The organism is Streptomyces sp. DH37 (assembly GCF_029813835.1).
In the GTDB taxonomy this organism is placed as follows: Bacteria; Actinomycetota; Actinomycetes; order Streptomycetales; family Streptomycetaceae; genus Streptomyces.
On sequence record NZ_JARVKV010000004.1, the window covers coordinates 199,018 to 214,931 of the forward strand.

Genomic DNA, 15,914 nt, shown 5'->3' on the forward strand with positions numbered 1-15,914 from the left:
GCCGCCCGGGCGGGGCCAAAGACCCGGGGGGCCGCGGGGAACGATGTCACCGGTCCAGACCTGTGGCGTCAGTCGCCGCGGCCCACCACCAGCCAGTTCGACGGGAGGTCGAGCCGCGAGCCGTCCGGTTCGAACTCCGTTGTGGACAGCGGGAGGGAGCCGCCGGCGAGCACCCGCAGCCCGGCCGCGGCGAACGGCTCGGCCAGTTCGGACAGCTCCGCCGATCCTCCGCCGGCGCCCTCCGGGCCGACCGGGGCGACGGGCCCTTCGGAGGTGTGCGACATGTGTGACATGTGCGGCAGGTCCGACAGGCCGGGCGAGTCGAGGGGGCCGGGCAGGTCGGCGGGGTGCGCGGCGCCGGCTCCCCGCGCCAGGGCCGCGCGGGCGGCGGGGGCGGCCTCCACCACGAAGGCGCGGCCGCGTTCGCCGACGAGCGCGGCGACGGACTCGGCGACGCGCGGACGGCTGCCGGGCCCGCCGCGCTGGAGGACGCCGCGCAGGTAGACGTTGGCGTCGCCCAGTTCGTCGTGCAGCCGCCGCATCGCGCCGGGATCGGCGGCGTCGAGCTGCCGGAAGTCGGGGGCGGAGCGGCCGCCCTCGCCCTCCCCCACCACCGTCCGGGCGCGGTCGAGGACGGCGTCCGAGCGGTCGATCCCGACGCACGGGTGGAAGCGTCCGGCCAGGAAGACCGTCTGGGCGCCGTTGCCGCAGTCGGCGTCGACCAGCGGCAGGTCCGGGGCGAAGTACTTCTCGAAGATCGGCATGTGCACGGCGGCCGTGATCGCGGGGTCGGTGCTCCAGATGCCCTGCGAGGAGCCGCCGTCTTCGAGCGTGGCGTTCACGGGGGTCTCTCCCTCTTCGGTCTTCGGGCCGCGGGATACGGCCGCCGGGAGAGTCCCGCCTACCCCGTCCGGCGCGGTTCGTGCATCCGGGTGCGCCCCGCCCGGCCGGCGGCGGCGCGCCGGGCGGTCAGGCGCCCGCGCGGCCTTCGGTCTCGGCGGCGAGGTTGGCGAGCAGCTCGTCGTAGATGCGGGCGAGCCCCTTGGGCGCGAAGGTGCGCTCGAAGAAGCCGCCGACGCCGCCCGCGCCCTTCCAGGTGGTGGTGACGGTGACCCGCGCGGTGCCCTCGGCCGCCCCCGGGGTGACGGTCCAGGTGGTGACCATGGAGGAGTTGCGGTCACGCTCGACCAGCTGTCCCTCCATCGGCTCGTCCACCTCCAGAAGGCAGTCGCGCACCCGCTTGGAGGTCGCCTGGAGCTTCCAGTGGACGAGCGTGCCCTTGCCGTCGCCGCCCTCGCGCACCTCGTACTCGCTGAACTGCCCGGGCAGCAGCCTGCCCCGGGTTCCGCTGTAGTCGGCGAGCGCGTCGAACACGTCGTCCGGGTGGGCCGCGATCTCGCGCTGCGTGGTGGTCTCGACCTGCGCCATGGCTCCTCCTGGGTGGTCCGCTGACCGGCCGTCACACCGGCCGCTCCCGCAAGCCAACCACCCGCGGCGCGCCCGCCCAAATCGGGGTTACCGCGAAGGGGAACAGATGTTCTATTCTTGTGGCCGGAGCGAGGAGGTCGCATGCGCTGGGACAATCTGCACCAGGACGGACCGGACGCGAACGGCGCCGCGGCCGCCCTCTTCGGCGCCGGCGTGGTGACCCGCACGGTCGACACCCCCGAGTTCCGGGGCGTCACCTTCCACGAGGTGCGGGCCCGTTCGATCATCAACCGGGTGCCCGGCGCCTCCCGGATGCCGTTCGAGTGGACCGTCAACCCCTACCGGGGCTGCTCCCACGCCTGCGTGTACTGCTTCGCCCGCCGCAGCCACGGCTATCTGGACCTGGACACCGGGGTCGGCTTCGACACCCAGATCGTGGTGAAGACCAACGCCGACCGGCTGCTGCGCCGGGAGCTGTCCTCCCCCCGCTGGCTGGGTCACCACATAGCCATGGGCACCAACGTCGACTGCTACCAGCGCGCCGAGGGCCGCTACCGGCTGATGCCCGGCATCCTGGCCGCCCTGCGCGACCACGCCAACCCCTTCTCCCTCCTCACCAAGGGCACCCTGATCCTGCGCGACCTGGAGCTGCTGCGCTCGGCCAGCGCCGTGGCGGAGGTGGGGATATCGGTGTCGGTGGCCTTCCTGGACGAGGAGCTGTGGCGCACGGTCGAGCCCGGCACCCCCGCCCCCGAGCGGCGGCTGGACGTGGTGCGCACCCTGGGCGAGCACGGCATCGGCTGCGGCGTGCTGATGGCCCCGGTGATCCCGTTCCTCTCCGACAGCCCCGCCCAGCTCCGCGCGACGGTGCGGGCGATCGCGGCGGCGGGCGCGACCTCGGTCACGCCGCTCGCCCTGCACCTGCGGCCGGGCGCGCGCGAGTGGTTCACGGCCTGGCTGGCCCGGCACCACCCGGGGCTGGTGGGCCACTACGAGCGGCTGTACGCCGAGGGCGCCTACGCCCCGAAGTGGTACCAGCGCCGGATCACCCGGCAGGTGCACGAACTGGCCGAGGAGTACGGCATCGGGCCGTCCCGGCCGGGTGCGCACCGGGGCGTCGTCGCACCGCGGTGCGCGCCCGAGCCCGACCCGGGCCCGACCCAGCTCACCCTGCTGTGAGGAGCTCCCGCACGTAGCGCACCTCCGCCACGGGCGCCCCTCCCGCGTCGGAGGACTCCTCGGCCCCGTCCGGCGCGAAGCCCGCCGCCTCGTAGAAGCGCCGGGCGCGTACGTTGCCCTCCACCACCCACAGCAGCAGCCGGGGCACACGGCGCGCGACCGACCGCCGCACCACCTCGTCCAGCAGCGTGCGCCCGATGCCCGTGCCGATGCGCTCCGGCTCGGCGTACAGGGCGTACAGCTCGCCGCCGCACCCGCCCCCTTCACCGCCGTCCCCGCGGTACGGCCCGAAGGCGGCCCAGCCGGCGACGCGGCCGTCGCCGTCCACCGCGACCAGGTCGGTGACCGTCCCGCGCGTCGCGGCGAAGTCCTCCCGGCGCCGGGCGGCGTACGCGGCGGCGTCCAGCCCCTCCAGGTACTCCCGGGGCATCAGCCCCCGGTACGCGTGCCGCCATCCCCGCACCCGCAGCGCCGCCACGGCCTCCAGGTCCGCCTCGGCCGCCTCCCGTACGCGCACGGGCCCCTCTCCGTTCACCGGCGCCTCCTCGCCTCCCCCACACGGACGCCTCCACCGGGGTGCGAGGAGACGGTGCAACTCTCTCCCTGCGTTAGAGTAAACCTGCTCGCCGACACGGTCGGCCTGCTTCCACGCCACCTCCGGGGCCACCGCTCCGTCGTCGTCCGGAGCCTCGGGGGTGGCCGCCCCCACACCACACCGCAGACACCGGAAGACCCGCGGTCCGCCGTACGGCGGAGCCGTCGGGGGAAAGGCGCGAGATGGCCGTCTTCAAGCTGCAACTCACGGATGGCCGGGAGAGGCTGATCGAGGCCGGACGGGCCGGGCGCACCGCCGACGGCCAGATCGTCATCGAGGACACCGACGCCCTGGGCGTGTGGGACTGCCTGGAGGAGTACCCGGCCGACCGCGTGGCCGCCGTCTGGCGGCGCGGTCCGGCGGAGAGCGGCATCTACACCTGGATCCCCCAGCCGGTCGAGGGCAGTTGGTGGAGCTACTGACGGCCCCGGCCCCACCGCCCGGTCCGCTGCCCGACCCACTACCCGGTCCGCTGCCCGGTCCGCCGCAGCGCGGGCGGCGGGGTGCGGGGAGCCCGACCTCCCCGTAGCGCCGGACGGCGCGCTGCGGCAGGCTCGCCCCCCCTGCCGCGCGCTCTCGCCACCCTCCGCCTTCGAAGCGGCGGTCGGGGATCCGCTGTGGCGTGGATCACAAGATGCCGCATGGCGTTCGCCTGCGTTTCACAGCCCGTCAACCGCGATCATCTCTTCCGTGGGGGCAGGGTTTCCCCTCACGGGCGAGCACCGGCGACGGGCCCGCGGAGCACGGCGGGACGGCCGGGCGGGACGGCGCGGCAGGACAGGGCGGCAGGACGGAGCGGCCGGGCGCCGGAGTCACAGCCTGCGCAGCGCCTCGTTGGCCGCCGCGCGCAGCTCCTCGCGCTCACGGGCGGCCAGCAGCACCAGCCGGGCCCGCGCGTCGCCCAGCGCCCCGAGCCCCTCCACGCAGGCGCGGGCCACCTGCCAGTGGTGGACGGGCCCGGCCAGCAGCCGGTCGAGGACGCGGATCAGGGTCGGCGCGGACAGCGGCGCGCGCAGGGCGGCCAGCAGCCTCACGGGGTGGAGCGCGTAGGAGGTGCGCAGTTCGTTGGTGGCCAGCGCCGCCGCGGCGCGGGCGGTGCGCGGGTCGTCCAGGCGTAACAGGGCGCGGGCGGCGGCGGCGCAGCGGGCCGGGTCGCGGTGGTTGAGCAGGAACACCAGCGTCTCGAAGGCCCGGCGGTCCCCGGCCCGGCCCAGGGTGCAGGCGGCCAGTTCCCGGGCCCACAACGGGCGGGCGGGGGCGGTGAGTTCGGCGGCCAGCGCGTCGCGGGCGGCGGGTGTGCCCCGCCGGGCCAGGGCGAGCAGCCGCCCGTACTCCTCCGGATCCGCCTCGGCCCTCAGCCGTTCCACCAGTTCACGGTCCACCGTGCCCGCCGTGTCCACCGGCACGCCACCTCCCTGTGGTATGCGCCACACCTCTGGAAGCGGTCTACCCTCTGGCATTCTTGTTACCCACAGGTTAGTTTGCTCATCGGAGCGGTACCACCGCTCGGTTGGACGGCCTGGTGACGCAGCCGTCCGACGTGCAGTCGGTTCAGCACACACGTACGCAGGTCGAGCACGGCCCCGGGACAGGGCCGCTCTCGCTCGTCTCACACCCGCGTACGACGCGGGCCCGGCGCGGCCGCGCGCGCCCGCGTCCTCTCTCACCTCACCTCCTCTCCCCCGCAGTCGTCACCGTCTTCTCTCCTCCCTGGAGTCCCGTGATGGACCGTCCCACCCTCACCACTGTCGCCGTGGTCGGCCTCGGCACCATGGGCACCGGCATCGCCGAGGTCCTGGCCCGCGCGGGCCGCGAGGTCATCGGCATCGACACCGACGAGAACGCCGCCCGCCGGGCCGTCGCCGCCCTGGCGTCCTCCACCGCCCGCGCCGTGGAGCGCGAGCGGATCACCGAGCAGGAACGGCGGGACGCCCTCGCCCGCTTCCGCACCTTCTGCGACCTCCAGGCCGCGGCCGACGCGGACCTGGTCATCGAGGTCGTGCCGGAGGACTACGCGCTCAAGCAGCGCGTCATCGCCGCGCTGGACGGCATCGTCAAGCCGGACGCCCTCATCGCCACCGGCACCAACGCCCTGTCGGTCACCCGGCTCGCCGCCGACTCCGCGCACCCCGAGCGCGTGCTGGGGATGCACTTCTTCAACCCCGCGCCCGCGATGAGGCTGGTGGAGATCGTCTCCTGCGTGCTGACCGCCCCCGAGGCGGTCGCCGCGGTCACCGATCTGGCCCTCGACCTGGGCAAGGAGCCGATCCCGGTCGGCGACCGGCCCGGCTTCGTCGCCGACGGCCTGCTGTTCGGCTACCTCAACCAGGCCGCGGCGATGTACGAGTCGCGGTACGCCACCCGCGAGGACATCGACGCGGCGATGCGGCTGGGCTGCGGTCTGCCGATGGGCCCGCTCGCCCTGCTGGACCTGATCGGCGTCGACACCGCCCGCACCGTGCTGGAGGCGATGTACGCCGAGTCCCGCGACCGGCTGCACGCGCCCGCGCCGATCCTGGGCCAGCTCAGCGCCGCCGGCCTGACGGGGCGCAAGGCCGGGCGCGGCTTCTACACCTACGAGGCCCCGGGCTCGGCGACGGTCGTGCCGGACGCGCTGACCCCGGGCGAGGGCGGGTCGCCGGGCGCCGCGCGCGCGGTGCGCTCCGTCGGGGTGGCGGGCTCGGGCACCATGGCCAGCGGCATCGCCGAGGTGTTCGCCAAGGCCGGCTACGACGTGGTGCTGGTCGCCCGCGGCGACGAGAAGGCCCGCAAGGCCAAGGCCCGCATCGCCTCCTCGCTGGAGCGCTCGGTGCGGAAGGGGCGGATGAGCGCCGGGGCGCGGGACGAGGCGCTCGCCCGGGTCACCCCGGCCGGCTCGCTGGCCGCGCTGGCGCGGGTGGACCTGGCGGTCGAGGCGGTGGCCGAGGACCTGGAGGTCAAGAAGAGCCTGTTCGCGGCGCTGGACGAGGTGTGCAGGCCGGGCGCGGTGCTGGCCACCACCACCTCCTCGCTGCCGGTGGTCGCCTGCGCACGCGCCACCTCGCGCCCGCAGGACGTGATCGGCATGCACTTCTTCAACCCCGCGCCCGCGATGAAGCTGGTCGAGGTGGTGCGCACCGTCCTGACGGACGACGACGTGCACGCCACCGTGCGCGAGGTGTGCGCCGGGATCCGCAAGCACCCGGTGGACTGCGGCGACCGGGCGGGCTTCATCGTCAACGCGCTGCTGTTCCCGTACCTGAACAACGCGGTCAAGATGGTGCAGGAGCACTACGCCGACATGGACGCCATCGACGCGGCCATGAAGCTCGGCGGCGGCTACCCGATGGGCCCGTTCGAACTGCTGGACGTGGTCGGTCTGGACGTCTCCCTGGCGATCGAGCGGGTGCTGCACGAGGAGTTCCGCGAGCCGGGCCTGGCCCCGGCGCCGCTGCTGGAGCACCTGGTCGCGGCGGGCTGCCTGGGGCGCAAGACCGGGCGCGGCTTCCGCGAGTACGCGAGGCGGTGAGCCCGGCGGACCCGGCGTTCCCACCCCGCGCGGACTCCGGGTGGGGTGGGCTGCTGGACCCCGGCGGCCCACCCGTCGCCGGCGGTGCGCCGTGTAACGTTCCCCACATGTCCCAGTCCGTGCAGTCCGCCCGTCCGAACGTGCCGAGCCAGCGCCTGAAGATGCGTCGCGAGCTGGCCGCCGCCGCGATGGAACTCTTCGCCACCAAGGGCTACGAGGAGACCACGGTCGACGAGATCGCGGCCGCGGCCGGGGTGGCCCGGCGCACCTTCTTCCGGCACTTCCGCTCCAAGGAAGAGGCCATCTTCCCGGACCACGACGACACCCTGGAGCGCGCCAAGGCCGTGCTCGACGCGGCGCCCGCCCACGAGAACCCGCTGGACACCGTGTGCCGGGGCATCAAGGAGGTCATGAAGATGTACGCGGCCTCCCCGGCGGTCTCGGTCGAGCGCTACCGGCTCACCCGCGAGGTCCCCACCCTGCGGGAGCGGGAGATCGCGTCGGTGGCCCGCTACGAGCGGCTGTTCACGCGCTACCTGCTGGGCCACTTCGACGAGTCGGCCGTGGCCCACCGGGACGGCGACGAGGCCGGCCTCGACGAGCCGCTGCTGGCCGAGGTGGCCGCGTCGGCGGTGGTCACCGCGCACAACCACGTGCTGCGGCGCTGGCTGCGCGCGGGCGGCCGGGGCGATGTGGAGGCGCAGCTCGACCGGGCCTTCGCCACCGTGCGGCGGACCTTCGGCACCGGCTTCGTCGCCGGCCGCGCGGCGGCCGACCAGCCGCCCCCGGCCGCCGCGGTGGCCCGCGAGGAGGGAAGCGGGGTGCTGGTGACGGTGGCGCGCACCGACGCCCCGCTGGACCAGGTGATGCGCACGATCGAGGAGGCCCTGCGGCGGGGCTGAGCACCACACGAAGCACCGAACGCGGACACGAGCAGGCATAAGTACACATAAGCGCACACAAGCGAGTAGAGACACAAGGCCGCCCCCTCCAGGGGGCGGCCTTTCCCGCTCATGCGTGCACTCCCGATGACAGGTGAGGGAAATTCTTGGCACGCAGTGTCTTGTGTGCTGGCACGCAGTGCCATAACGTGACCGGTGTCCGGGCACTGTCCCCGCGGTCACTGCCGCGCGTCCGGGCGCCTGCGTCACAGGCACCTTCAGCGCTACCGCGCCGAGCCGCAGCACCACCGCCGAACCGACGGCACAGCAGCTCAGAGACCGAAGAAGACCCCAGCGACCCCTCAAGCGTCCCCGAACGCTCGCCGGAGGCCCCACATGAAGGAAATCCTGGACGCGATCCTCGCGTCGGACAGCAAGCCCGCGGACTTCGCCAACCTGGCACTGCCCGAGTCCTACCGCGCGGTGACCGTGCACAAGGACGAGGCCGGCATGTTCGAGGGCCTGCCCACCCGGGAGAAGGACCCGCGCAAGTCCCTGCACCTGGACGAGGTGCCCGTGCCGGAGCTGGGCCCCGGCGAGGCCCTGGTGGCGGTCATGGCCTCCTCGGTGAACTACAACTCGGTGTGGACCTCGATCTTCGAGCCGGTGTCGACCTTCGGCTTCCTGGAGCGCTACGGGCGCACCTCGGAGCTGGCCAGGCGCCACGACCTGCCGTACCACGTCATCGGCTCCGACCTGGCGGGCGTGGTGCTGCGCACCGGCCCCGGCGTCAACGCCTGGCAGCCCGGCGACGAGGTCGTCGCCCACTGCCTGTCGGTGGAGCTGGAGAACGCCGACGGCCACAACGACACCATGCTCGACCCCGAGCAGCGCATCTGGGGCTTCGAGACCAACTTCGGCGGCCTGGCCGAGATCGCGCTGGTGAAGTCCAACCAGCTCATGCCCAAGCCCGCCCACCTGTCCTGGGAGGAGGCCGCCGCCCCCGGCCTGGTGAACTCCACCGCCTACCGGCAGCTGGTCTCCCGCAACGGCGCCGGCATGAAGCAGGGCGACAACGTGCTGATCTGGGGCGCCTCCGGCGGCCTGGGCTCCTACGCCACCCAGTTCGCGCTGGCCGGCGGCGCCAACCCCATCTGCGTGGTCTCCTCCCCGGCCAAGGCCGCCATCTGCCGCGCCATGGGCGCCGAGGCGGTCATCGACCGCTCGGCCGAGGGCTACCGGTTCTGGAAGGACGAGAACACCCAGGACCCGAAGGAGTGGAAGCGCTTCGGCAAGCGCATCCGCGAGCTGACCGGCGGCGAGGACGTGGACATCGTCTTCGAGCACCCGGGCCGCGAGACCTTCGGCGCGTCCGTCTACGTCACCCGCAAGGGCGGCACCATCACCACCTGCGCCTCCACCTCCGGCTACATGCACAGCTACGACAACCGCTACCTGTGGATGTCGCTGAAGCGCATCATCGGCTCCCACTTCGCCAACTACCGCGAGGCCTGGGAGGCCAACCGCCTGATCGCCAAGGGGAAGATCCACCCCACGCTGTCGAAGACGTACTCGCTGGAGGAGACCGGCCAGGCCGCCCACGACGTGCACCGCAACGCCCACCAGGGCAAGGTCGGCGTGCTGTGCCTCGCGCCGCAGGAGGGCATGGGCGTGCGCGACCAGGAGACGCGGGCCAAGCACATCGACGCCATCAACCGCTTCCGGAACGTCTGAGGACCCCATGGCAGAGCGCCAGAAAGACCGTCCGTGGCTCATGCGGACGTACGCCGGCCACTCCACGGCCGAGGCGTCCAACGAGCTGTACCGGCGCAACCTCGCCAAGGGCCAGACCGGCCTGTCGGTCGCGTTCGACCTGCCCACGCAGACCGGCTACGACCCCGACCACGTCCTCGCCCGCGGCGAGGTCGGCCGGGTCGGGGTCCCGGTCAGCCACCTCGGGGACATGCGCCGGCTGTTCCAGGACATCCCCCTGGAGCGGATGAACACCTCGATGACCATCAACGCCACCGCCATGTGGCTGCTGGCGCTGTACCAGGTGGTCGCCGAGGAGCAGGGCGCGGACGTCTCCAGGCTGTCGGGGACGACGCAGAACGACATCGTCAAGGAGTACCTCTCGCGCGGGACGCACGTCTTCCCGCCGGGCCCCTCCCTGCGGCTGACCACCGACACCATCGCCTACACCGTGGCGAACATGCCCAGGTGGAACCCGATCAACATCTGCAGCTACCACCTGCAGGAGGCCGGGGCCACACCCGTCCAGGAGATCGCGTACGCCATGTCCACCGCCATCGCGGTGCTGGACGCGGTGCGCGACTCCGGGCAGGTGCCGCGGGAGCGGATGGGCGACGTCGTCGGCCGGATCTCCTTCTTCGTCAACGCGGGCGTCCGCTTCGTCGAGGAGATGTGCAAGATGCGGGCCTTCACCCGCATCTGGGACGGGATCACGCGCGAGCGGTACGGGATCGAGGACCCCCGGCACCGCCGCTTCCGCTACGGCGTCCAGGTCAACTCCCTCGGGCTGACCGAGGCGCAGCCGGAGAACAACGTCCAGCGGATCGTGCTGGAGATGCTGGCCGTCACCCTCTCCAAGGACGCCCGCGCCCGCGCCGTGCAGCTGCCCGCCTGGAACGAGGCCCTCGGCCTGCCCAGACCCTGGGACCAGCAGTGGTCGCTGCGCATCCAGCAGGTCCTCGCCCACGAGAGCGACCTGCTGGAGTACGACGACCTGTTCGCCGGGTCGCACGTGGTCGAGGCGAGGACCGCCGAGCTGGCCGAGGGCGCGCTCGCCGAGATCGAGCGCATCCAGGAGATGGGCGGCGCCATGGCCGCCGTGGAGTCCGGCTACCTGAAGTCGCAGCTGGTCGCCTCGCACGCCGAGCGCCGGGCCCGCATCGAGTCCGGCGAGGAGAAGATCGTCGGGGTCAACTGCTTCGAGTCCACCGAGCCCAACCCGCTCACCGCCGACCTGGACGCGGCCATCATGACCGTGGACCCGGCGGTGGAGCGGAACGTCGTCGCGGCCCTCCAGCGGTGGCGCGACGGACGGGACGAGGCCCGCGCCCACCAGGCGCTCGCCGAGCTGAAGCGGATCGCCGCGGGCGACGGCAACCTGATGCCGGCCACCCTGGAGTGCGTCCGGGCCGGGGTGACCACCGGCGAGTGGGCCTGGGCGCTGCGGGACGTCTTCGGCGAGTACCGGGCCCCCACCGGGGTGAGCTCGGCGCCGGTGGCCACCCCCGCCGAGGAGGGCTCGCGGCTGGCCGGGGTGCGCCGCAGGGTGGAGGCCACCGCCGCCGAGCTGGGCTGCGGCAGGCTGCGCCTGCTGGTGGGCAAGCCCGGTCTGGACGGGCACAGCAACGGGGCCGAGCAGATCGCCGTACGGGCCCGCGACGCGGGCTTCGAGGTGGTCTACCAGGGCATCCGGCTCACCCCCGAGCAGATCGTCTCGGCGGCCGTCGCCGAGGACGTGCACTGCGTGGGGCTGTCCATCCTCTCCGGCTCGCACGCCGAGCTGGTGCCCGACGTGCTGGACCGGCTGCGCCGGGCGGGCGTGGACGACGTGCCCGTCGTCGTCGGCGGCATCATCCCGCGCGCCGACGCCGAGGCGCTGCGCTCCGTCGGCGTCGCGGCGGTCTTCACCCCGAAGGACTTCGGCATCACGGAGATCATCGGCCGTATCGTCGACGAGATCCGCACCGCGAACAGGCTCGACCCTCTGGAGGTCCCCGCATGACGTCCCACCCGAGTGCGCCCGCGACGCCGGTGAACCGGCTGCGTCCCCGCCGCTCCTGCCTCGCGGTGCCGGGGAGCAATCCCCGCTTCCTGGAGAAGGCCCAGGGTCTCCCCGCCGACCAGGTCTTCCTGGACCTGGAGGACGCCTGCGCCCCGCTGGCCAAGCCCGAGGCCCGGCACACCATCGTGAAGTTCCTCAACGAGGGCGACTGGACGGGCAAGACCAGGGTCGTGCGCGTCAACGACTGGACCACCCACTGGACGTACCGCGACGTCGTCACGGTCGTCGAGGGCGCCGGTCCCAACCTGGACTGCATCATGCTGCCGAAGGTCCAGGACGCCTCCCAGGTCACGGCGCTGGACCTGCTGCTGACCCAGATCGAGAAGACGATGGGCTTCGAGGTCGGCCGCATCGGCATCGAGGCGCAGATCGAGAACGCCAAGGGCCTGGTGAACGTCGACGAGATCGCCGCCGCCTCGCCGCGGCTGGAGACGATCATCTTCGGCCCGGCCGACTTCATGGCCTCCATCAACATGAAGTCCCTGGTCGTGGGCGAGCAGCCGCCCGGTTACCCGGCGGACGCGTACCACTACATCCTGATGCGCATCCTGATGGCCGCCCGCACCCACAACCTCCAGGCGATCGACGGCCCCTACCTGCAGATCAAGAACGTGGACGGCTTCCGGGCCGTCGCCCGGCGCGCCGCGGCCCTCGGCTTCGACGGCAAGTGGGTGCTGCACCCGGGCCAGGTGGACGCCGCCAACGAGGTCTTCTCCCCCTCCCAGGAGGACTACGACCACGCCGAGCTGATCCTGGACGCCTACGAGTACTTCACCTCCGAGGCGGGCGGCAGGAAGGGCTCGGCGATGCTCGGCGACGAGATGATCGACGAGGCCAGCCGGAAGATGGCGCTGGTCATCGCGGGCAAGGGCCGGGCCGCCGGCATGGAGCGGACCTCGAAGTTCGAGCCGCCGGCCGCCTGACCCCCACCACCGCGGGCCGCTCCCGGGCTCCCCGCGCCCCCTTCCCGGGGGCGGGGCCGGGGGCGGCCCGGCCCGGTCACCCGCCCGCACACCACACCCACGGAGAGTCACACCATGCAGTTCGGCCGCACCTACGAGGAGTTCGAGGTCGGGGACGTCTACCGGCACTGGCCCGGCAAGACGGTCACGGAGTACGACGACCACCTCTTCTGCCTGCTGACCATGAACCACCACCCGCTCCACATGGACGCCAACTACGCCGGGAAGACGACGGACTTCGGCAGGAACGTCGTGGTCGGCAACTACGTCTACTCGCTGCTGCTGGGCATGTCCGTGCCGGACGTCTCCGGCAAGGCCATCGCCAACCTGGAGATCGAGTCGCTGCGGCACGTGGCGCCCACCTTCCACGGCGACACCGTCTACGGCGAGACGACCGTGCTGGACAAGACGCCGTCGAGGTCCAAGCCGGACCGCGGCATCGTCCACGTCGAGACCAGGGGCTACAAGCAGGACGGCACCCTGGTGTGCGTCTTCCGCCGCAAGGTGATGGTGCCCACCGCCGAGTACATCGAGGAGCGCGGGGGCGAGCAGCCCGGGCGCCCCGAGCCGCGCGGGGCCGAGCAGGACTCCGGAAAGGGAGGGAAGTGACATGGGACGCCTGGCGCGGACCGAGGGCCTGACGGACGTCCAGCGGGAGATCCTCTCCACCGTCCGCGGCTTCGTCGACAAGGAGATCATCCCGGTCGCCACCGAGCTGGAGCACCGGGACGAGTACCCGACCCGGATCGTCGAGGGCCTGAAGGACCTGGGGATCTTCGGCCTGATGATCCCCGAGGAGTACGGCGGCCTCGGGGAGTCGCTGCTCACCTACGCACTGTGCGTGGAGGAGATCGCCCGCGGCTGGATGAGCGTGTCCGGCATCATCAACACGCACTTCATCGTCGCGTACATGATCAAGCAGCACGGCACCGACGAGCAGAAGGAGTACTTCCTCCCCCGGATGGCGGCCGGCGAGGTCCGCGGCGCCTTCTCCATGTCCGAGCCGGGCCTGGGCTCGGACGTGTCGGCCATCACCACCAAGGGGGTGCGCGACGGCGACGAGTACGTGCTGACCGGCCAGAAGATGTGGCTGACCAACGGCGGCACGTCCTCGCTGGTCGCGGTGTTGTGCCGGACCGACGAGGGCCACCCTGAGAATACGGCCCCGCACCGGTCGATGACCACCTTCCTCGTCGAGAAGGAGCCGGGCTTCGGCGAGGTCAGGCCGGGTCTGACGATCCCCGGCAAGATCGAGAAGATGGGCTACAAGGGCGTCGACACCACCGAGATGATCCTGGACGGCCTGCGCGTCCCGGAGAACCGGATCCTGGGCGGCGCCACCGGCCGCGGCTTCTACCAGATGATGGACGGCGTCGAGGTCGGCCGGGTCAACGTGGCCGCGCGCGGCTGCGGCGTGGCCCAGCGCGCCTTCGAGCTGGGCATCTCCTACGCCCAGCAGCGGCACACCTTCGGCAAGCCGATCGCCCAGCACCAGGCAATTCAGTTCAAGTTGGCCGAAATGGCCACCAAGGTGGAGGCCGCGCACGCCCTGATGGTCGGCGCCGCACGGAAGAAGGACTCCGGGCAGCGCAACGACCTGGAGGCCGGCATGGCCAAATACCTCGCCTCGGAGTACTGCAAGGAGGTCGTGGAGGACGCGTTCCGCATCCACGGCGGTTACGGTTTCTCCAAGGAGTACGAGATCGAACGGCTGTACCGTGAGGCCCCGATGCTCCTGATCGGTGAAGGCACGGCGGAGATCCAGAAGATGATCGTGGGACGCCGACTCCTGGAGGAGTACAAGCTTTAGGGGTAGAATGCCTCATTCGGGGTGTTTTTCCTGTCAAAGGGACGGCACCCCGACCCGAGGCCTTCCAGGGAGTCCACGGTCCCGACTGGTGCTCTGGCTTGCCCAGTTGCCACCGGTAACCGATAGCATCCCGGGAAAGCCGCCGTCCCCCGTGTATACGCGGCACCCTCCGCTACGAAGGTCATTCATGCCCCACAGCCCATCCTCTGCACAACGCGGCCGAATCCGTCTCGCGCGCGGAGCATCGCCGTGGCTCCTCCCGACCGTCGCCACCGCCGCCCTCAGCCTGGCCCGCGCCAGGCGCTCGAGAGGCGCGGCCGTGGCGGCAGTGCCCGCCACCGCCCTGGCGGCGGGCATGCTGTGGTTCTTCCGCGACCCCGAGCGAGAGATCGCCCAGGGCCGCGTCATCTCCCCGGCCGACGGCGTGGTGCAGAGCATCATGCCGTGGAAGGACGGACGCACCCGCGTCGCGATCTTCATGAGCCCGCTGAACGTTCACGTCAACCGCGCCCCGCTGGCGGGCACGGTGACGTCCGTCGAGCACGTGCCCGGCGGCTTCGTCCCGGCGTTCAACAAGGAGAGCGAGAACAACGAGCGGGTCGTCTGGCACTTCGACACCGAGCTGGGCGACATCGAGATGGTCCAGATCGCCGGTGCCGTGGCCCGGCGGATCGTGCCGTACGTCGAGCAGGGCGCGAAGGTCGAGCAGGGCGAGCGGATCGGGCTGATCCGCTTCGGCTCGCGCGTGGACCTCTACCTCCCGGAGGGCGTCGAGGTCGCCGTCGAGGTCGGCCAGCCCACTACCGCGGGGGTGACTCGCCTTGACCGTGATTGATCCCGACACCCAGTGGGTGCCCGAGGCCGACATGGACGACGACGCCGACGAGATGGGCGACATGCCGCTGTCCATGCGGCTGTCGATAGCCGACGCGCTCACCCTCGGCAACGCCACCTGCGGCTTCCTGGCGGTGTACTTCACCACCACCGGTGTCCTGATCCCGCATCTGACCGGCAACGGCGACGGCGGCATGGCGCGGCACAGCGCCGCGACCGCCGTGATGCTGATGCTGCTGGCGTCGGTGTTCGACCTCTTCGACGGGCTCGTGGCGCGCAAGCTGCGCAGCTCGGCGATGGGCGCGGAGCTCGACAACCTCTCCGACCTGATCAGCTTCGGGCTGGCCCCCGCGTACTTCGTGCTGGTCTGGGGGATGGTGGCCAACGACGCGTACCAGGGGGTCTCGGCGCTCGCCGGGATCGTGGTGCTGCTGGCGGTGGTGCTGCGGCTCGCCAGGTTCTCCTGCCTCACCCTGCCCAACGGGGTGTTCCAGGGCATGCCCAGCCCCTTCGGGGCGCTGACGGTCGTCTCGATCGTCCTGCTGGAGCTGCCGTTCGTCCCGACGCTGCTGGCCATCGTCGGGGTGGCCTGGCTGATGGTCAGCCGGGTGGAGTACCCCAAGCCGCGCGGCCTGCTGGCCGTGGCGATGCTCGGCTGGATCGTGCTGAGCATGGGCCTGCTGACGGCCTGGGCCTTCGACGCCCCGGGCGGTGAGCTGCTGCTGCAGACCGGCTGCGCGCTGCAGCTGGTGCTGGGCGCGGTGATCCCGCTGTTCGCCACCGCGCGCCGGGTCAACACCTTCCGCGACAACCGCCGCGAGGCACGGGCGGCGGCCCAGCCCTAACCGGCCGCCGGCGGACGGCTCGCACCGCGGGCGCCGGACGGGTTCCATGGAACCCGTC

15 protein-coding genes are annotated in these 15,914 nt (G+C 72.3%); 11 read left to right on the plus strand and 4 right to left on the minus strand.

Features of this window, described 5'->3' with window-relative positions:
• Positions 1-68 precede the first annotated feature (68 nt).
• A complete protein-coding gene (locus QC029_RS04055) occupies positions 69-842 on the minus strand; it encodes an SAM-dependent methyltransferase (RefSeq protein WP_279553941.1) in 774 nt (257 codons plus the stop codon).
• A 127-nt stretch (positions 843-969) separates the two neighbouring features.
• Positions 970-1,428, minus strand: a complete 459-nt coding sequence (locus QC029_RS04060; protein WP_279553942.1) for an SRPBCC family protein — start codon at positions 1,426-1,428, stop codon at positions 970-972.
• Between the two features lie 141 nt (positions 1,429-1,569).
• Here QC029_RS04060 and QC029_RS04065 point away from each other — a divergent pair, with 141 nt between their 5' ends.
• A complete protein-coding gene (locus tag QC029_RS04065; RefSeq protein ID WP_279553943.1) occupies positions 1,570-2,607 on the plus strand; it encodes an Rv2578c family radical SAM protein in 1,038 nt (345 codons plus the stop codon).
• Here QC029_RS04065 and QC029_RS04070 read toward each other — a convergent pair.
• The gene (locus tag QC029_RS04070) at positions 2,594-3,142 is read right to left on the minus strand and encodes a GNAT family N-acetyltransferase (RefSeq protein WP_279553944.1); all 549 of its coding nucleotides are present in this window, start codon (positions 3,140-3,142) and stop codon (positions 2,594-2,596) included. The genes QC029_RS04065 and QC029_RS04070 overlap by 14 nt on opposite strands.
• Before the next feature lie 242 nt (positions 3,143-3,384).
• Here QC029_RS04070 and QC029_RS04075 point away from each other — a divergent pair, with 242 nt between their 5' ends.
• A complete protein-coding gene (locus QC029_RS04075) occupies positions 3,385-3,624 on the plus strand; it encodes a hypothetical protein (RefSeq protein WP_279553945.1) in 240 nt (79 codons plus the stop codon).
• 390 nt (positions 3,625-4,014) lie between these two features.
• Here QC029_RS04075 and QC029_RS04080 read toward each other — a convergent pair whose 3' ends face one another.
• The gene (locus tag QC029_RS04080; protein ID WP_279553946.1) at positions 4,015-4,608 is read right to left on the minus strand and encodes a HEAT repeat domain-containing protein; all 594 of its coding nucleotides are present in this window, start codon (positions 4,606-4,608) and stop codon (positions 4,015-4,017) included.
• 317 nt (positions 4,609-4,925) lie between these two features.
• On the opposite strand from QC029_RS04080, the gene QC029_RS04085 reads away from it, so the two are divergent.
• The 9 genes from QC029_RS04085 to pssA all read left to right on the plus strand — a co-directional run bounded on the left by QC029_RS04085 (position 4,926) and on the right by pssA (position 15,856).
• The gene (locus tag QC029_RS04085) at positions 4,926-6,710 is read left to right on the plus strand and encodes a 3-hydroxyacyl-CoA dehydrogenase family protein (RefSeq protein ID WP_279553947.1); all 1,785 of its coding nucleotides are present in this window, start codon (positions 4,926-4,928) and stop codon (positions 6,708-6,710) included.
• Positions 6,711-6,817: 107 nt separating this feature from the next.
• The gene (locus QC029_RS04090; protein ID WP_279553948.1) at positions 6,818-7,612 is read left to right on the plus strand and encodes a TetR family transcriptional regulator; all 795 of its coding nucleotides are present in this window, start codon (positions 6,818-6,820) and stop codon (positions 7,610-7,612) included.
• A 375-nt stretch (positions 7,613-7,987) separates the two neighbouring features.
• A complete protein-coding gene (gene ccrA, locus QC029_RS04095; RefSeq protein WP_279553949.1) occupies positions 7,988-9,325 on the plus strand; it encodes a crotonyl-CoA carboxylase/reductase in 1,338 nt (445 codons plus the stop codon).
• A gap of 7 nt (positions 9,326-9,332) precedes the next feature.
• Positions 9,333-11,345: a protein meaA gene (locus QC029_RS04100; RefSeq protein WP_279553950.1), complete on the plus strand. Its 2,013-nt coding sequence runs from the start codon at positions 9,333-9,335 to the stop codon at positions 11,343-11,345.
• Positions 11,342-12,328 (plus strand): CoA ester lyase, encoded by a 987-nt coding sequence (locus QC029_RS04105; protein ID WP_279553951.1) that lies wholly within the window; start codon positions 11,342-11,344, stop codon positions 12,326-12,328. Before QC029_RS04100 ends, QC029_RS04105 begins: the two co-directional genes overlap by 4 nt.
• Positions 12,329-12,442: 114 nt before the next feature.
• Positions 12,443-12,976 carry a MaoC family dehydratase gene (locus tag QC029_RS04110; RefSeq protein ID WP_279553952.1) on the plus strand — a complete coding sequence of 178 codons (534 nt, stop codon included), beginning with the start codon at positions 12,443-12,445 and terminating at the stop codon, positions 12,974-12,976.
• A gap of 1 nt (position 12,977) precedes the next feature.
• Positions 12,978-14,177, plus strand: coding sequence for an acyl-CoA dehydrogenase family protein (locus tag QC029_RS04115; protein ID WP_279553953.1), 1,200 nt, complete (start codon positions 12,978-12,980; stop codon positions 14,175-14,177).
• 187 nt (positions 14,178-14,364) lie between these two features.
• Positions 14,365-15,012: a phosphatidylserine decarboxylase gene (locus QC029_RS04120; RefSeq protein ID WP_279553954.1), complete on the plus strand. Its 648-nt coding sequence runs from the start codon at positions 14,365-14,367 to the stop codon at positions 15,010-15,012.
• Positions 14,999-15,856: a CDP-diacylglycerol--serine O-phosphatidyltransferase gene (gene pssA, locus QC029_RS04125; protein WP_279553955.1), complete on the plus strand. Its 858-nt coding sequence runs from the start codon at positions 14,999-15,001 to the stop codon at positions 15,854-15,856. Before QC029_RS04120 ends, pssA begins: the two co-directional genes overlap by 14 nt.
• The last annotated feature ends 58 nt before the right edge of the window (positions 15,857-15,914 follow it).

Coding starts and splice junctions, on each gene's coding strand:
- QC029_RS04060 (WP_279553942.1), bottom strand. CDS start 1,428: ATGGCGCAGGTCGAGACCACCACGCAGCGCGAGATCGCGGCCCACCCG.
- QC029_RS04065 (WP_279553943.1), top strand. CDS start 1,570: ATGCGCTGGGACAATCTGCACCAGGACGGACCGGACGCGAACGGCGCC.
- QC029_RS04075 (WP_279553945.1), top strand. CDS start 3,385: ATGGCCGTCTTCAAGCTGCAACTCACGGATGGCCGGGAGAGGCTGATC.
- QC029_RS04085 (WP_279553947.1), top strand. CDS start 4,926: ATGGACCGTCCCACCCTCACCACTGTCGCCGTGGTCGGCCTCGGCACC.
- QC029_RS04090 (WP_279553948.1), top strand. CDS start 6,818: ATGTCCCAGTCCGTGCAGTCCGCCCGTCCGAACGTGCCGAGCCAGCGC.
- ccrA (WP_279553949.1), top strand. CDS start 7,988: ATGAAGGAAATCCTGGACGCGATCCTCGCGTCGGACAGCAAGCCCGCG.
- QC029_RS04100 (WP_279553950.1), top strand. CDS start 9,333: ATGGCAGAGCGCCAGAAAGACCGTCCGTGGCTCATGCGGACGTACGCC.
- QC029_RS04105 (WP_279553951.1), top strand. CDS start 11,342: ATGACGTCCCACCCGAGTGCGCCCGCGACGCCGGTGAACCGGCTGCGT.
- QC029_RS04110 (WP_279553952.1), top strand. CDS start 12,443: ATGCAGTTCGGCCGCACCTACGAGGAGTTCGAGGTCGGGGACGTCTAC.
- QC029_RS04115 (WP_279553953.1), top strand. CDS start 12,978: ATGGGACGCCTGGCGCGGACCGAGGGCCTGACGGACGTCCAGCGGGAG.
- QC029_RS04120 (WP_279553954.1), top strand. CDS start 14,365: ATGCCCCACAGCCCATCCTCTGCACAACGCGGCCGAATCCGTCTCGCG.